The sequence below is a fragment of the Pontibacter amylolyticus genome (assembly GCF_014638845.1).
In the GTDB taxonomy this organism is placed as follows: Bacteria; Bacteroidota; Bacteroidia; order Cytophagales; family Hymenobacteraceae; genus Pontibacter; species Pontibacter amylolyticus.
Genome location: NZ_BMFP01000005.1, coordinates 169,218 through 185,520, shown reverse-complemented (window position 1 = coordinate 185,520; position 16,303 = coordinate 169,218). Strand labels below are relative to the sequence as shown.

At 54.1% G+C, this 16,303-nt stretch carries 13 protein-coding genes; 6 read left to right on the top strand and 7 right to left on the bottom strand.

The features are described 5' to 3' along the window. Positions 1-10: 10 nt before the first annotated feature. The 5 genes from IEV97_RS13735 to IEV97_RS13715 form a co-directional block, all read right to left on the bottom strand. Positions 11-1,456 (bottom strand): M56 family metallopeptidase, encoded by a 1,446-nt coding sequence (locus tag IEV97_RS13735; protein ID WP_188502058.1) that lies wholly within the window; start codon positions 1,454-1,456, stop codon positions 11-13. Then, entirely contained in the window at positions 1,440-1,832 is a 393-nt protein-coding gene (locus tag IEV97_RS13730; protein ID WP_188502057.1) for a BlaI/MecI/CopY family transcriptional regulator, read from the bottom strand. The genes IEV97_RS13735 and IEV97_RS13730 overlap by 17 nt, the downstream gene beginning before the upstream one ends. 139 nt (positions 1,833-1,971) lie before the next feature. Then, on the bottom strand, positions 1,972-3,360 hold the full coding sequence (locus tag IEV97_RS13725) for a RagB/SusD family nutrient uptake outer membrane protein (protein ID WP_188502056.1): 1,389 nt from the start codon (positions 3,358-3,360) through the stop codon (positions 1,972-1,974). Between the two features lie 20 nt (positions 3,361-3,380). Further along, positions 3,381-6,458: a SusC/RagA family TonB-linked outer membrane protein gene (locus tag IEV97_RS13720; RefSeq protein WP_188502055.1), complete on the bottom strand. Its 3,078-nt coding sequence runs from the start codon at positions 6,456-6,458 to the stop codon at positions 3,381-3,383. Between the two features lie 246 nt (positions 6,459-6,704). Then, complete coding sequence (locus IEV97_RS13715) at positions 6,705-7,322, bottom strand: histidine phosphatase family protein (protein ID WP_188502054.1); 618 nt, start codon at positions 7,320-7,322, stop codon at positions 6,705-6,707. Positions 7,323-7,651: 329 nt separating this feature from the next. Between IEV97_RS13715 and IEV97_RS13710 the strand changes: the two genes are divergently transcribed. The 3 genes from IEV97_RS13710 (at position 7,652) to IEV97_RS13700 (ending at position 10,558) form a co-directional block, all read left to right on the top strand. Beyond that, positions 7,652-8,761 carry a glycosyltransferase gene (locus IEV97_RS13710; RefSeq protein ID WP_229733945.1) on the top strand — a complete coding sequence of 370 codons (1,110 nt, stop codon included), beginning with the start codon at positions 7,652-7,654 and terminating at the stop codon, positions 8,759-8,761. Between the two features lie 40 nt (positions 8,762-8,801). Then, positions 8,802-9,896 carry a CgeB family protein gene (locus tag IEV97_RS13705; protein ID WP_188502053.1) on the top strand — a complete coding sequence of 365 codons (1,095 nt, stop codon included), beginning with the start codon at positions 8,802-8,804 and terminating at the stop codon, positions 9,894-9,896. A gap of 104 nt (positions 9,897-10,000) precedes the next feature. Further along, positions 10,001-10,558, top strand: a complete 558-nt coding sequence (locus tag IEV97_RS13700; protein WP_188502052.1) for an NUDIX hydrolase — start codon at positions 10,001-10,003, stop codon at positions 10,556-10,558. On the opposite strand, the gene hisC is transcribed toward IEV97_RS13700, so the two are convergent. Further along, positions 10,555-12,708, bottom strand: a complete 2,154-nt coding sequence (gene hisC, locus IEV97_RS13695) for a histidinol-phosphate transaminase (RefSeq protein WP_188502051.1) — start codon at positions 12,706-12,708, stop codon at positions 10,555-10,557. The two genes, IEV97_RS13700 and hisC, sit on opposite strands and share 4 nt — an antisense overlap. A 205-nt stretch (positions 12,709-12,913) precedes the next feature. Between hisC and IEV97_RS13690 the strand changes: the two genes are divergently transcribed. Then, positions 12,914-13,366 carry a MarR family winged helix-turn-helix transcriptional regulator gene (locus IEV97_RS13690; RefSeq protein ID WP_229733944.1) on the top strand — a complete coding sequence of 151 codons (453 nt, stop codon included), beginning with the start codon at positions 12,914-12,916 and terminating at the stop codon, positions 13,364-13,366. A 77-nt stretch (positions 13,367-13,443) separates the two neighbouring features. After that, on the top strand, positions 13,444-14,259 hold the full coding sequence (locus IEV97_RS20155) for a tellurite resistance TerB family protein (protein ID WP_188502050.1): 816 nt from the start codon (positions 13,444-13,446) through the stop codon (positions 14,257-14,259). A gap of 62 nt (positions 14,260-14,321) precedes the next feature. On the opposite strand, the gene IEV97_RS13680 is transcribed toward IEV97_RS20155, so the two are convergent. Continuing rightward, the gene (locus IEV97_RS13680; protein ID WP_188502049.1) at positions 14,322-14,921 is read right to left on the bottom strand and encodes a DsbA family oxidoreductase; all 600 of its coding nucleotides are present in this window, start codon (positions 14,919-14,921) and stop codon (positions 14,322-14,324) included. Positions 14,922-15,048: 127 nt separating this feature from the next. Here IEV97_RS13680 and IEV97_RS13675 point away from each other — a divergent pair, with 127 nt between their 5' ends. Continuing rightward, positions 15,049-16,227: a serine hydrolase domain-containing protein gene (locus IEV97_RS13675; RefSeq protein WP_188502048.1), complete on the top strand. Its 1,179-nt coding sequence runs from the start codon at positions 15,049-15,051 to the stop codon at positions 16,225-16,227. The last annotated feature ends 76 nt before the right edge of the window (positions 16,228-16,303 follow it).

Here is a 16,303-nt window from a genome sequence, read left to right as displayed (position 1 = left end):
GGTGAGAGTGCTATTTTATCGCGAAGCGAATGGGTAAGGTATAGCGTACCGGGACAACCACTCCATTTTGTCTGCCCGGAGACCACTGGCCCTGCATTTTCTCCACTACCCGCAAAGCCTCTTTGTCGAGCGATTCATGCAGCGTTTTAAGGATCGTGATATCCTGCAGGCCTCCGTTTTTGTCTACCACAAAGCTCAGAACAACCAGGCCTTCCACGCCTACCTCCTGCGCATTTTTCGGATAGCGTATGTTGCGGCCCAGGAACTTTATCATTTCCGATTCACCGCCATTAAATTGAGGCATCTGCTCCACATAGGTATAAGGTTTATCAGCACTGAATTCGTCTTCGGAGGGCGGGATCGTGACGGACGGTTTCACCAGCTTCATTTCATCCTTTACCACATTACTTGCTTCAGGAGTTGTAGTTGCTGGCGTGGCTGTTGGCTCCTGGCTTATACCTGTGTCTGCACGCTTCTGGTTCCCAAAAGGTATAGCTTCTTTCCGGGCGGGAGCGGTGATGAGAATTTCCGATAGCGAAGCCGGCTCTTCCATGAGGGGGGTGATGTCAGCGCTTACCTTGCTGGCCGAAAAGGCAACCAGCAGCGTCAGGACGACAGGCAGCACCAGAAGCAGGCGCATTTTGCTGGCAGGTTTGCCGTGCAGCTGCAGCATGCGCAGGCGGCGGAAAACCTGGGGCTTCTGAAAGTAGCTGCCCACCGGTATTCCGGCCATAAAGAGTGCCTCTTTGGCCAGCAGGGAGCTGTACTCCTGGGGCTGGCAGTTGGCCAGTACCTCGGCATCGGCCTGAAACTCGTGTACGTTGCGCAGTTCTTCCTTCATCAGCCACACCAGCGGGTTAAACCACAGCACAGCCGTCAGGATCTCATAGTAGAGCACGTCGTAGGTATGGTGCAGGCGCACGTGGGCCATTTCATGCAAAAGAATCTGCTGCTGCTCCTGGGCAGACAAATGCTGCATATCTCCCAGAAACACATAGTGCAGAAAGGCGAACGAGGGAAACTGCCCTTCGGTTTGGAGAACGGTCGCCTCGGCACCTGGAGAAGAAACCGGTTTGGCGGCAGAAGCCAGCGAACGTATGCGGACCACCTGCAGGTATAGCCTGGCCAGTAGCACAAGCCCGATCGCACTATAAGCTATCAGAAGCCATTGGCCTGTCGAAAAAAGCGGCTCCGTAGCCGACGCGGCTGAACCAGAGCCCACTACCTGCACTTCCTGCAGTTGGATGGCAGGTATAAGGTCGGTAGCGGGGAGCACCGTTTGAAACGGCAGCGGCAACTCCAGCAACGGGATAGTCAGGGCCAGAACAGGAGCCAACAGCAGGTATAGCCTGTTGTAGAGCAGGCCGGGTTGGTTGTGCAGCACAAGCCTGTAGAACAGGTAGAGCACCAGCAGGGCCAGCGCCGATTGCAGCAGGTAATTAACCGTTGTTTCCATCCTGTTGGTCCTCCTCTTTAAGGTCGTCTTTTACATGGCGCATCAGTTGGTCCAGCTCTTTCACATCCAGGTTGTTGTCCTTGGCAAAAAAAGAAACGAGCTTTTCGAAAGAGCCCCCGAAATAGCCGCTCATAAAATTCTTCAGAAAGAAGCTCTTATACTTGTCCTCGGCCACCAGCGGAAAGTACTCGTGCGACTTGCCAAAGGCGGTATAGCCCACAAAGCCCTTCTTCTCCAGAATACGCACTATCGTGGACACGGTATTGTAGGCAGGCTTTGGTTCCGGCATCTCCTCTAAGATGTCCTTCACAAATCCTTTTTCCAGTTTCCAAAGGATCTGCATGATCTCTTCTTCGGCTTTGGTGAGTTCTTTCATAAGGCTATTGGTTGCTTGGTAGGATAAATATATAACTAATTACTTAGTTTACAAACTAAAAGTTTAGTTTTTACGAAATTTAATTAAAAATAGCTCCCCAGATGGAGAGCTATTTTTATTCTGGTGAAGAGGCTTCGGCTTAGTAGCCGGGATTCTTTTCTAGGTTAGGATTTATTTCGATCTGCTGTAATGGAATAGGCCATAGGTTACGGAAAGCCTGTGCATCACAAAAGCCGAGTACCTGACAAGTACGGTTGTAACGGCGCAGGTCCATAAAGCGCAAGCCCTCACCTACAAACTCAAGGCGGCGCTGAAGCAGGATTTCATCCAGGGCTGCTCTGTTAGTGAGAGCTAGCAGTGGCCGAAGTCCTGCTCTAGTTCTCACTGCGTTGATGTCAGAAAGAACCTGTAGCGATACAGGAAGAATATTGTCACCGCCATTAGCTGTTTGTCTCACGGCTGCCTCTGCTCTGATCAGGTACATTTCAGCCAGGCGGATGACGATCACGTTATCGGCATTGTTTACGGCGTCTTCATATTTCAGCAAGCGACGACGGTTGGCAGAGCCCTCAATGCGTACGGTAGCCGCAAAGCGGGAATCGCCGTTGGCAGCTGATGCCTGCAGTACGGTGTACGTATCCTCGCTGACATAAAACTTCTGGCCCGGTGTGTTCGGGTTGGTAGCTGAGCCTAAACTGTTCTGATCGTTCGGTGTGAAATCAATCTCGAAAATAGACTCCGAGTTGCCGCTTCCTTCGTTAGTAAATACGCTGGCGAAAGTAGGCATCAGCGAGAAAGCACCACTCTCAATTACCTGGCTGGCTTTGGCTTGTGCCCCTGCATTGTTTCCGTTCTGCAAATACACACGGGCAAGCAAAGCAGTGGCAGCAAGACCCGAGGCACGGCGTGGGTCGCCAGCCTCTACCATACTCAGCATGCTCTCAGCAGTAGTCAGGTCAGTAATGATCTGAGTATACACATCCTGCTCAGAAGAGCGCGCCAAACTCTGGATATCCGGCAAGCCGGCTGTGGCGTTCAGCTCAAGTGGCACACCACCAAATACCTTCACCAGATCAAAGTAGGCCAGCGCTCTTAGAAAGTGCATCTCACCACTGACGGCATCACGCTGCTCAGCCGTGATGGTACCAGCCGTAACCAAACGCTCTGCCTGCGCAATAACGGTGTTGGCACGGTTGATAACCAGGTAGATGGTTCCCCAGAAATTTTCGATCTGCAGGTTAGATGCAGTTAAAGCGCGTCGGGCTGCTTCGGCATCCGTGGTGAACGTGCCAACAAACTGCATGTTATCGGAGTAGATTTCGTGGTAAATATTGTATCGGAAGCCGTAATAATCTTCAGACTGCAGGGCACTGTAAACACCGAGTGCTGCCTTGTCCAGCGAATTGAAATCAGTTACGGCAACGTCTGCTTCTACCTGTGTGGTGGGCGCCACTTCCAGTCTATCCTCGCAGCCGGTTAGCACACTCAAACCAAGCGCTGTAGCCAATATATAGGTGTATTTTTTCATCTTGCTAATCGGTTTAAGGATTAAAATCCAACATTAATACCAAACGTGATGGTGCGGTTCTGCGGCACGGTGTAGAAGTCCACACCCAATGTGGTGTTGCTGGTGCCTGCAAAGTTCACCTCCGGGTCGAAGCCAGGATAATCGGTGAATGTAACGAGGTTCTGAGCCTGGGCATATACGCGCAGCGTCCTCATTCTCAGTCGCTCACTGATGGTGGATGGCAGGGTATAGCCTAGCACCAGGTTCTTGAGGCGCAGGTATGAGCCATCGTAGATGAAGCGCGAAGAGTTGCTACGGCCATTGTAGTTCGGATCTTCATAAGTGGCACGAGGTACGTCAGTTACATCCCCTTCCTGCTGCCACCTTCCCAGTACGTCCTCCAGCATGTTATCGTCGTAGCGGCCCAGGTGCATCTGGTACTCACGGGAAGGCATAGCAATGTCGTTGCCGTATGAGAACTGGAAGAACACGTTCAGGTCGAGGCCCTTGAAGCGCACTGTGTTTGTTAAACCACCTATAAAGTCTGGCTGGGCGTTACCAATCACTGTAAAGTCGTCGTCTGTAATGATGCCGTCGTCATTGATGTCGCGGTAGTTGACGTCACCGGCCAGCGTGCCATTAAACTCGGTTTTAGAAGCCGGCACCTCATCTTGTCTGCTGTAGATGCCGTCCGCGATCAGGCCGTAGAACGTGCCGATCGGGTAGCCCTCGCGCAATACAATCGAGTTGCCGCCGAAACCGTAGAATATGTCCTGCCCTTCGTAGAGCGAGGTTACTTTGTTGCGGTTGCGGGCAATGTTAAAGTCTGTCGTCCAGTTAAACCCATCGCCCGGATTAGAGATGTTTACCGTATTCAGGGCAATCTCAAAACCTTTGTTCTCTGTGGAGCCTACGTTAAACTGCACACTTGAGAAACCACTCTGGGTAGGTATAGGGCGTGCAAACAGCAGGTCGTCCGTCTTCTTCACATAGTAGTCGACGGCCAGGTTGACGCGGCCGTTCAGAAAGCCTAGGTCGGCCCCCACGTTAAACTGCTTGGTGGTTTCCCACTTCAGGTCAGGGTTAGCCAGCTGCGATTGCGCCAGACCAGACAGATCGAGGTAGTTGCTGCCACCGGTATAAAGGGCCAGGTAGCGGAAGTCGCCAATCTCCTGGTTACCGGTTACACCATAAGAGGCACGCAGTTTCAGTTCGCTCATGTAGTCAAGACCCGACATAAAGTCTTCTTCGATCAATCTCCATCCGGCAGAAACGGATGGGAAGTAACCAAAGCGGTTGTTTTCACCAAAGCGCGAAGAACCGTCCGCACGGAAGTTCACACCCAGCAGGTACCTATCTCTGAAGGAGTAGTTCACACGGCCGAAGAATGAAACCAGGGAAGACTCGAGTTCTGCACCTGTACCGGCGTTTACACGGGCTGCGCTCGATACGTAACGGAAACGCTCACTGGCAAAGCCCTCACCTGTCACACTGGCGCTGCGAATCAGGTTATCTTCGTTGCTGGCGCCAATTACTGTAGATAGGCTGTGTACCTCGTTGAAAGCCTTGTTGTAAGCAAGTGTGGCTTCCAGCAGACGCTTCGAAACAGTTGTTGTGGCATTGATCGCCTGACCTTCCTGCTCAAAGAAAGTAGCACCCGGGAAGTTGGCTGCACTGTAGCGGCGCTCATCCACATTCAGCACATCTACACCCCCCTTCACCTGAAAGTCAAGGCCTGGTATGATCGTGTATTTGGCAAAGGCATTGCCTACGGCGCGCAGGTTTCGTGTCTCATTATCGTTCTCAAGGCCTTCTGCCACCGGGTTGGTATAGAAGAAATTTGGATAGGAGTACGCTCTGGTTTCTATGTCGGTATAAACAGGCCAGAGCGGAGAGGCTGCCAGCGCATTGGCAAACGGGCTGGTAATGGAGTTGTCGCTGATGATACGATCGCTGTCAGATTGGCTGAGCTGGATGCTGGTACCAAGTGCGAATTTGTCGTTCGCCTGGTGGTCAAGGTTCAGGCGGGTGGAGTAGCGCTGGTAACGGCTGCCGATCACGACGCCTTTCTGATCGAAGTAGTTACCTGACACGTAGTAGCGTGTCTTCGGATCGCCACCGCTCAGAGAGATTTCATAATTCTGGATCCCAGCCCTGCGGGAAATTTCATCTACCCAATCTGTGTCGGAAATAGGGAAATCAATTTCGCCATAATAGAAGTCAATAAACTCCTCTGGTGTGTATTGGCCCTCGGGTATATAACCATCATTTTCAAAGGCCTCCATCATGATGTCAGTATACTGCTGGGCATTCAAAAGTTTCGGCTTTTTCCAGTAGTTCTGCGTACCCGCGTACATATTGAAATTTACCTGCGTCTGCCGGGCAGAGCCACGCTTGGTTGTGATCAATACAACACCATTGGCAGCGCGAGAACCATAGATGGCAGCAGCTGAGGCATCTTTCAAGATATCGATAGACTCGATATCGTTCGGGTTGATATCCGTAACAGCGTTAACTGATTGGCCACCAAAGCCCAATTGAGAAAAATCACCTGTTGTTAGGGGAACACCATCCACTACGTACAGTGGCTGGTTGCTGGCAGAGATAGAAGTCGCACCACGCACTCGCACAGTTATACCGCCCCCGGGAGTACCAGAGTTTTGCGAAATCTGCACACCGGCAGCACGGCCCTGTAGCGCCTGGTCAACACCAACTACTGGCAGGTTCTGGATGTCTTCAGATCTTACCTTGGCAGTTGCACCCGTTACCTCACGGCGCTCCTGTGTGCCATACCCCACCACTACAACTTCGCTCAGCTGTCGTTCATCGGCTGCCAGCTGCACATCTATAGTGGAGCGACCACTGACAGGTATCTCCTGACGCTGCATACCGATAAAGCTGAAAACGAGTGTAGCGTTAGGTTGTACGGTCAGGGTGTATTCGCCATCGACTCCTGTGGTGACACCATTGGAAGTGCCCCGTTCCAGCACGGTAACACCCGGTAGCGCAGAGCCGTCAGTGGCAGCGGTGACCCTACCGGATACAGTTTGAGTCTGAGCCCAGGCACTTCCCACAAGTGTCAGGACTAAAAAGAAGCTCAATAGTATACTCTTCTTCATATTAGTTAAATTTGATTCACACTTAGAATGTTATTACGGAAATAGTGTAAATAAATCGAAGAAATAATTTACTTATATTAAAAAAAATATAAATAAATATGCAAATAACTATATTAAGATGAAGACAAAAAACAGCATCTCCCTAAAATGTTGCTGACAGATTAGACTCCGTTATTTAGGAAAACATAGTATATAGGAAAGATAATTCTCAGGTACCTACCGCTTCAATTCCCACTGCTGTGGGTGTTATTTCTTCTCCAGCATCGTCACACTCAAAAAGCCACTGCCCTCTTTAATGACCGACTTCCAGCCCAGGTCCTGCAGGTACCAGCGTATAAAGTTGTTGAGCAGGCCATGCGCCACCAGTATCACGGGCGGGTTATCCTCGGCCTGCTGTGCCAGAAAGGAGGCGGCTTCCCGCGCCCGCCGCTTGGCCTGCCTGAACGTTTCGATTCCCTGGCTGTTCAGCCCCATCATCCAAAGCACCCGGGCGCTCACCAGCCAGAGCCGGATGGGAAGCCGTAGCAGGGGCAGTGAGAAGATCCGGCGCTCAAACTCCCGGAACTCGTGCCGCACCACCAGCTCCACCTCATCCCCGAAAATCTGGCGGGCAGTGAGCTGCGACCTTATCAGGGTGCTGCAGTATACCTGACGGACCTCCTGGTAGGGGATGGCCTCGTGTTCCATGACAAACTGCTCCACCTCCGCCGCGTCGTAGGCGCTGATGTAGTCGCTTGCAGCCGCTTTGCTGAAGTAACCTTTCTTGGGCACCACGGGCCGCGCGTGGCGGATCAGGAAGATACGCCCTTTGGTACGACTGGTCTCTGGTACTCCTCTCAAAGTAAGCTCGCGTGATTCAAGCATGTTATACGCAAGGTGTAATCCTGCGATGCCTGCACACTGCCTGGCGGCTAATAATAATGCATGGTTTTGGAACACAGGGCGCGTATAGGAGGCACGGCCGATAAAAAAACGTAAAAAACCGATAATCGCATTAACGGAATCCACCTTGTACCCGTAATAGAATGCACTGCCGGTAGGCGCTGGCAGGCCAGCCACTGAACATCCTTCTACCTGGCTGGCACGATTACCTATCCTATACCTGTTTCCAAAGCCGTTCCGCAACCGGACGGACAAGGTATAACGGCCCGAACCAAAACATGATGTAACACATATCTACACCAGAAAAGATAATGAAGACACCCCTTTACCCATCGACTATCCTGATGACTGCCGATACGGTTGGCAGCGTATGGACGTATGCACTGGAGCTAACAAGAGCTGTAGCAGCGCATGGCACCAACGTGGCCCTGGCGACCATGGGCGAGCCCATGAGCGAGGAGCAGCGGGCGCAGGCTGAAAGCATCTCCAACCTCACGGTGTATGAAAGTGAGTATAAACTGGAGTGGATGGACGCTCCGTGGGAGGACGTGGAAAAAGCCGGGGAGTGGCTGTTGCAGCTGCGCGACCAGGTGCAGCCCGACCTGATCCACCTCAACCACCTGAGCTTCGGCAGCCTGGACTGGGGCAGGCCTGTGCTGGCAGTAATCCACTCATGTGTGCTGTCGTGGTGGCGCGCCGTGAAGCAGGAGGAAGCACCGAAGAAGTGGAACAGGTACAGCGACATGGTGCGCAAAGGGCTGCAGGCAGCCGATGTGGTGGTAGCTCCGACACAGGCCATGATGCACCAGGCCGAAGAATTATACGGTCCGTTCAAACACAGCGCCGTGGTGTACAACGGCCGCGGACAGCAGTACTTCCAGTTTGGACGCAAAGAGCCATTCGTATTCAGCCTGGGCAGGGTGTGGGACGAGGCCAAGAATATTTCCATGCTGGCGCACATCGCTTCGGACCTGCAGTGGCCTGTGTATATAGCCGGCGAGGGCAAGCATCCGGAAACTGGGGAGGCCATGGAACTGGACAACGTGCACTTCCTGGGGCAACTCACCAACAAAGAGGTGACCGACTGGCTCTCAAGAGCATCTATTTACGCGCTGCCTGCCAAATACGAGCCTTTCGGGCTGACGGTGTTGGAAGCAGCCATGTCGGGTTGCGCGCTGGTAGTGGGCAAGACCGAAAGCATGGCTGAGGTATGGGGCAATGCCGCCCGGTACGTAGACCCCGCCAGTGCGGACGAACTGCGCGATACGATCGCGAACCTGATAGAAGACGAGTTTTGCCGCAACATCATGGCTTGCCGTGCCGTGAAGCGCTCCCATGGATTCACCGCCGACCAGATGGCCCAGGATTACAGTTATCTGTATGGACAGCTGATCGAGGCACCAATTTCGGTCTCTAAATGAAAAACTAGCTTATCTTTACCTAAAACTGTCAGAAAACGACATGAACATCGTTATACTTGGCCTTTCGATTACAACTTCCTGGGGCAATGGCCATGCCACTACTTACCGAAACCTGGTGCGGGCACTGCATGCCAACGCACACCACACCCTGTTCCTGGAAAGAAAGCCAACGCAGCGTACTGCCCCCGATTTAGGCGAGCCTGATTTCTGCCAGCTCGGCACGTACGCCTCGCTGGAGCAGCTGCGACAGTACACAGAGCAGGTGCGAGAGGCCGATCTGGTGATCGTGGGCTCCAGCCTGGCGGAAGGCAATGCTATCGGGAAATGGGTGATCGAGACGGCAAAGGGCATCAAAGCCTTTTACGATCTGGATGCACCCGCTACCCTCAGCGAACTGGAAGGCCAGGGACCGACTTACCTCAATGCGAGCCTGATCCCCGCCTTCGACCTATACCTGTCCTGCACAGGCGGTCCGGCGCTGGAGTTGTTTGAACAGCAGTATGGCGCCCGCATGGCACGGCCGCTGTATTTTTCAGTGGACCCGACGCTCTACCACCAGGAGTACCGCGAGATAAAATGGGACCTGGGCTACCTGGGCGCTTATTCCGAGGACCGGCAGTCGACTTTACAGAAACTGATGGTGGACGCCGCGGCGCAGTGGCCGGCCGGACGTTTTGCGGTGGCCGGCACCAAGTATCCCGAAGACATGGGCTGGCCCAGCAACATCACCATGCTCCATCACCTGACGCCGGTCGAGCACCGCGATTTCTTCAACAGCCAGCGCTTTGCCCTGAGCATCGCCCGCGCCGGTACCAGCCGGTTTGGCTATACCCCGAGCATGCGACTCTTCGAAGCGGCCGCCTGCTGCACGCCCGTCATCTCTGACTATTGGGAAGGTATAGAGACCCTGTTCGAGCCGGAGTCTGAAATCCTGATCACCAAGAGTGCCTCCGAGACGCTGCGTTATCTCCGCGAGATCTGTACTTCTGAGCGGAAGGCCATTGGCATGCGGGCGCGTCGCAAGGTAATGGCGCACCACACAGCCGCGCACCGCGCCCACGAGCTGGAAACCTACGTCGGAGAACTCATGACCCTGGACACTTCCAATGAAGAACAGCTGGTAACGATCAGCTAATATTAAACGGTTTAAATAAGTAGAAGCCATACCTTTGCTGTCAAGCGGGTATGGCTCTTTTTTGTGTGGTAGCTAGCCTGCTCCGCGCTGAAAATTTGAAAGCAATGACTAGGAAAGGAATAGAACGCTGGAAGACACTCAAGTCGGAGGTGGTGTTTAACCACAAGTGGTATACCTTGCGCCGCGACCACGTGGAGCTGCCCAACGGCCACCAGATGGACGATTACTTTGTGAGCGTGCGCCCCGATGTGGTGCTCACGTTTCCGATCACCGAAGATGGGCACGTGCTCTTTGTGCGGCAATACAAACACGCTGCCAGCGATATCTTCATAGAACTACCTGGCGGTGTGATCGATGCGCATGAAACCGACCCGCTGGAAGCAGCCCGCCGCGAACTGCTGGAAGAAACCGGCTATACCTCCGACGACGTGGAATTGCTCCTGGAAGTGATTGACAACCCGACGAAGGATACCAACAAGATCTACTTCTTCCTGATGCGCCATGCGCGCGAAGTCGCTGCCCAAAATCTGGACGAGAGCGAGCACATCGAAGTGCTGAAAGTGCCCCTCCAGGAGGTCGAGCAAATGGTCCTCAGCGGTCAGATACACGTGTCGGGCTCGGTAGCGCTTTGCCTGCTGGCTCTTCGCAAACTGGGACTTTAGTCAGCTACCTGCCAGGCGGTGGCCGCGATGATGTTGGTGCCTTTCCAATGCAGGGTATAGCCAGCCGTGTGCGCGGCCAGACTGAACTGCGGGTGCAGGTCCAGCTCCTCCTGAATCTGGGCGGCTGTCACCTGCACTGGAGCGGGTTTAAAGCCACTGCGCGTGAGGCGGTGTTGCCAGGCATCCAGCCGCTCGTGGCGCTCCACCCGGTCATTTCCCTCAAAGGCCACCACATTGAGGATCTCCCTTCCGAAAAACTCCTGCTCGATCACGCGTCGCTCCGGCATATCGGCTGGCAGCAGTGTGTCCAGCACATCAAATACCGTGTGGTAGTGGCGCAGTGACTCCCGCAGGCGCGGCAGAAAATCGAGTCGGTTGTGCTCGGAGTCAGGTTCGGTGAGGGTGAACAACTGCGGTTGCAGTTCCCGGATCTGCTCCAGTACCCGGTCGCGCTGGTCAGGTATAGCCACCAGTTCGTCGGCAAGGTGGTGCAGGGTGAGCGCGGCATTCACGATCAAGGTATGGGAAGGTTCGATCTCCAGCGACTGCAGGTCGAAGTCTTCGAGGCGGGTGGCGACATAGGTATAGCTGAAGGCCAGCCCCAAACGCCCGGCATGCGCGGCCAGGCGAGCACCGGTAGCCCGAAGCTTGTAAGCCGGGTCATCGTTGCTGCTGTCCGGTATGTCAATGCCCGTGAGGTGCAGGCTGGGACGATCACCGGGCAGGTCTGCCAGCAAGTCCATCAAATGAAACCACTGCAAACCGCTGCCTATACCCAGGTCGAGCAGGTATACCGATGATTTTCCGGCAATGGCAGGCAGGATGGAGTGGTTGGCAAAGCGGTGCCCGAAAGTGACCAGCGGCGTGGCCGTTACCAGTACGTTAAAGGCCGCGATCATGTCCATCTCCCCGAAATTGGAAGCATAGAGATTGCCGGAGGCCTTGGTTATACCTTGCTGGCAGCGCAAGGCCAGGGCGCGTGCAAAAGCCTGCGCAATGCGGCCCGCTGCATCTGTTTGCCCGGCTGCGCTGTGCAGCAGATCATCTGCGCCGGCTGTCGCCTCTTCCGGCTGATTCTGTACGTGGTAGCCCAGTTCAAGCACTTGTGCCAGCAGGGGCTGGGTGGCGTATACGCGGGAGGGGTGTAGCAATTCTTGTAGCATTTGTAGGAGGTATAGCTGGTATTCGTCCGGGCCTATGGTCAGGCGCAGGGTATGGTGGTCGGCGCGGCGCACCAGGATATGATTTGCGAGTAGGTAGTTGTGTATTTCATCGGCACCGTAGCCGCCGGCATCCAGCAGCAGAAAATTACCCTGCGAAGGCCAGAACTGCACGCCTATTTTATGCAGGGCCTGTTCCAACTTCTTCTTCCCAGTTTGAGTGGCCTGCACTGTCATCTGCAGGAAGTGCTCGTCCTTCAGGGCGGCCAGGGCAGCGACCTGGGCCAGCTGGTTGACATTATACGGTTGTTTCACTTCCAGCACCTGTTCAATCAGGTGGCGTTGCGCGATCATGTACCCGACGCGAACAGAGGCGAGTCCGTAGGCTTTGGAGAAGGTGCGCAGCACGACCAGGTTAGGGTAGCGCGACAGCACAGCCACCGCATCCGCACAATCGGGAGCGGTTACGTACTCGATGTAGGCTTCGTCAACCACCACGGTCACATGTGTCGGTAGCGAGTCGAGTACCTGCTCCAGCTCAGTGCTCGTCAGGTAGGTGCCGGTCGGGTTGTTGGGGTTGCAGAGAAAGCAGAGCCGTATAGAAGGCCTCAATTGACGTTTTAATGCCGCAACATCGATCCGATAGCTACTGGTGAGCGGGATTTCTGTGCAGGGAATGCGCAACGCGCGGGCCTCCTGGCAATACAGCGGGTAGGAAGGCGTGAAAGTCAGCACTTCCCCGTCCCTGTCGTGGCCGCAGAAACGACGCACCAGGAGCGAGATCAGCTCTGCCGAGCCGCTTCCCACCACAATTTCGTCGGCCTGTACGCCTAACCTGGTGGCCAGGGCATGGCGCAGATCGGAAGCGTCGGGTGTGGGGTAACCGTGCACGCTGCTCAGGGCTTGTTGCATGGCGGCAAGCACCTGCGGCGATGACCCGAACAGGTTTTCGTTGGTGGCGGCTTGGTAAGGGAGACGTTTTATGTCCATATACAGATGGCGCGGCGGGTTGGTGATGCCCGCAATATAGTACTTAGGAAATCCATTTGATACTTTTTGTCTAAGGTTTAAACATAAAAAAATAATAACAAAGTGAAATTCTACATATTGCACTGCCTGGCAAAGCAACTAAATGTTTGAAAATGTTGTATATACAATTATTGCAAGCGTTATTGCGCCACTAGATTTTTTTCACATGAAGTTAGAAGATGAATTAAAGATGCCGAAGTTCAGGAACTCCTACCAGAAGGCCTCCCTGAACCTGATGTTTACGGGCGAGTGGATGATGGCACGTGTCGACAGCCTGCTCAAACCCTACGATATTTCTTCGCAACAGTTCAATGTGCTGCGCATCCTCAGAGGACAGCAGGGGAAACCCATTAACCTTTTCACGGTACAGGAGCGCATGCTCAACCGCATGAGCAATGCCACCCGATTGGTAGAGAAACTGCGTTTGAAGGGGCTGGTGACCCGTGAGCTTTGCGAACAGAACAGGCGCAAGGTAGAGATCGCCATTACAGACAAAGGTATAGACCTGCTCGACAGCCTGGATCCGCTGATGCAACAACTGGAAGAGGACACATTTAAGAACCTGTCGGCCGAAGAGGCGCAGCACCTGAGCGACACACTGGACCGGGTAAGAGACTAACAGGGAGAAGATGTTCCATGGCGCTTAACTTCTAAGGAGCCCTGTCGTTTAAATGTCAGTAAGAATACTAAGAAGCTATGGAACAAGAACAAACCACATTGTTGAAAGATTATACCACGGAAGAGAAGGGCGCCTATTTAGCGGCCCTGGCTTCCATGGCCTCTGCCGATGGGCATGCCTCTGAAGAGGAACTGGAGTTTCTGAGGGTATTGTGCGAAGCCGCCGAAATGCCCGAGAATGTAGAGCAGGAAGTGCTGTCTATTGCCCAGAACCCCTCCCAGATCAGTATGCAGCGGGTGCTGGACGTGCTCAAGAAAAGCCAGCTCCGCTTCCCGTTCATCACCGACATCATCAGCTTTGCCAAGGCAGATGGCGAGTACACCCAGCAGGAGCAGAAACGCATTCAGGAGATGGCCAACTACCTGGGGGTGGACCAGAAACAGTACAGCCTGCTGGAGCAGTTTGTGGACAAAGCCGATGAGGCCCAGCAACATGGAGAAGACCCAAGTTCACAGGCATTTATGAGCAAGAATGGCTTTGGCGACATGTTCAAGAACGTTGGCATTTCGCCGCAAATGGTGCAGGGTATACTGGGCATAGCGGCTCCGATTGTGCTGGCCCGCCTGATGAGTGGCGGCAAACGCCGTGGCGGCGGCATGTTGGGCGGTATGGGTGGTGGCCTTTTAGGCGGACTGCTCGGCGGCATGATGACGGGACGCGGCGGCCTGATGGGCGGTGGCCGGCGCTCTACCAGCGGACTGGGCTCCATGGCCTCGGTGCTGGGTGGCCTGAACGGCCGTAGCCGCTACAGCGGTATGGGCTCCGGCGGACTAGGTGGCCTGCTTGGTGGTCTGCTCGGCGGCGGTAAAAGAGGGGGAGGCACGAGCTGGTAGGTATAGCATATGCAGGAATAAATGCTATTGGCATGTCACGAAATAGGCAGGAGCTGGAGGCGTTATGCTTCCAGCTCCTGTTTTATAAGCCGCCGCATATCTTCTTCCCGCAGGAGCCCCCGCACCATTTTGTTGCCGATGATAAAAGTAGGAACGGCCTTTATGCCCAACTCCTGAGTAGCATGGCGCAACGCCCGCTGATGTGCCTCCTTGTACTTGCGACTCTCCAGCCCCTGCCGGAACTCCCGTTCATCTAAACCAATCTCACCTGCCAGTTTTGTCAACACGTCCACATCTCCGATGTCCTGTTCTTCCTGAAAGAAGGCCGTAAACATGCGATGGGTATACGCTTCTCCCTTCCCCTGTTCTTTGGCATACTGGTAGCCTTCAAAAGACAGGTGCGTGTAGGGCTGTGGTGATACGTTTGGTAATACGATATGTATACCCAACTGCTTGCCCATGGGGTACACCGAGTTTTCCCAGGTGGTTTGCAGGTAGTCGCCTTTAGGAATAAGGGTTGGTGTGGGTTCCGGCCGCAGCTCAAAGGGCATCCACTCTACCTGTACCTGCTCTTCCATACCTTCCAATGCCTTTTCCAGCACCTGCTCTCCAAAAAAGCAATAGGGGCAAACATAATCGGAGTATACCTTTATTTGTAACATAGCTTCCTTCTTTATTGGTGTTATTTTACCCTCTGTCAGGTTGTTTTGTTCAAAGACTAACTGAGTTTGGAAAGGATATAGCTGAATTGTGTAGATTTATCACCTGAATCGCCTTAAACCTGACACAATGCTGAAAAGAAGACTACTATACCTGGCGCTGGCTTTAAGCACATTCGCCTGCCAGCAACAGCCGCAGCAGACCACTACCACCAACACACAGCAAGCCGGAGACAAGGTATACTACCCGGGCAAAGGCGACAACTGGGAAAAGAAGCAGCCAGAGCAGGTTGGCATGGACGCAGCGCTGCTGCAAGAGGCGGTAGACTGGGCCAGGCAGCAAGAGACCACTCAGATGCCCAAGGACTTCTCCACGCAGGAGGAAATCTTCGGCAAACTGCTCGGGCCTATACCTCAAGACAGGGCAAGCACCAACGGCATTATCCTCAAAAACGGCTACATCGTGGCGGAGTGGGGTGAGACCGATCGCGTAGACCCAACCTACAGCGTGGCCAAAAGCGTGCTCTCTACGATACTGGGCATTACCATCGACCGGGGTATGATCAAAAACATCCAGGACCCGGTGGCAAACTACGTGCAGGATGGCGGCTATGACTCCGAGCAAAACCGGGAGGTGACCTGGGAGCACCACGTGCGGCAGACGAGTGAATGGGAGGGCGCGCTTTGGGGCAAAAAGCACGACTTTGTAGGGAAAGAGGAGTTTGGCAGAGGCGAGCGCAAACCACGTGCGCTGCAAGCTCCGGGCACCTACTACGAGTACAACGACGTACGCATTAACCGCTTTGCCCTGTCGCTTTTGCGTCTCTGGAAGAAGCCTATACCTGCAGTTTTCAAAGATGAAGTGATGGACCCGATCGATGCCTCCGATACCTGGCAGTACGTGCCTTACCACAACTCCTATGTAGAAATCGACGGCAAGCGCATGCCATCAGTGAGCGGCGGTACCCGCTGGGGGGGCGGCCTTTGGATCAGCGCCCGCGACGAAGCCCGCTTCGGCTACCTTTTCCTCCGCAACGGCCGCTGGAAAGACAAGCAGATTGTGTCGGAAGATTGGGTGAGGGAAGCAACTACTTCCCGCGGAACAGTCGGGCCGGACTACGGCTACCTGTGGTGGCTCAACACCGAGGCTAAAGCCTGGCCCAACGCACCGACTACCAGCTATGCCGCCCTGGGTGCCGGGCAGAACACAATCTGGGTAGATCCGGAGCATGATATCGTGATCGTGTGGCGCTGGCACAATGGAAATCCGGACGAGTTGATCAAAAGGGTGCTGGCCGCGGTGAAATAGGTGATTTTGTAGCAATTGCTTGTTGTAGGTATAGCAACCCTTATTGTTTCATCGCTTCGCCTGTGCGGCGGGCACC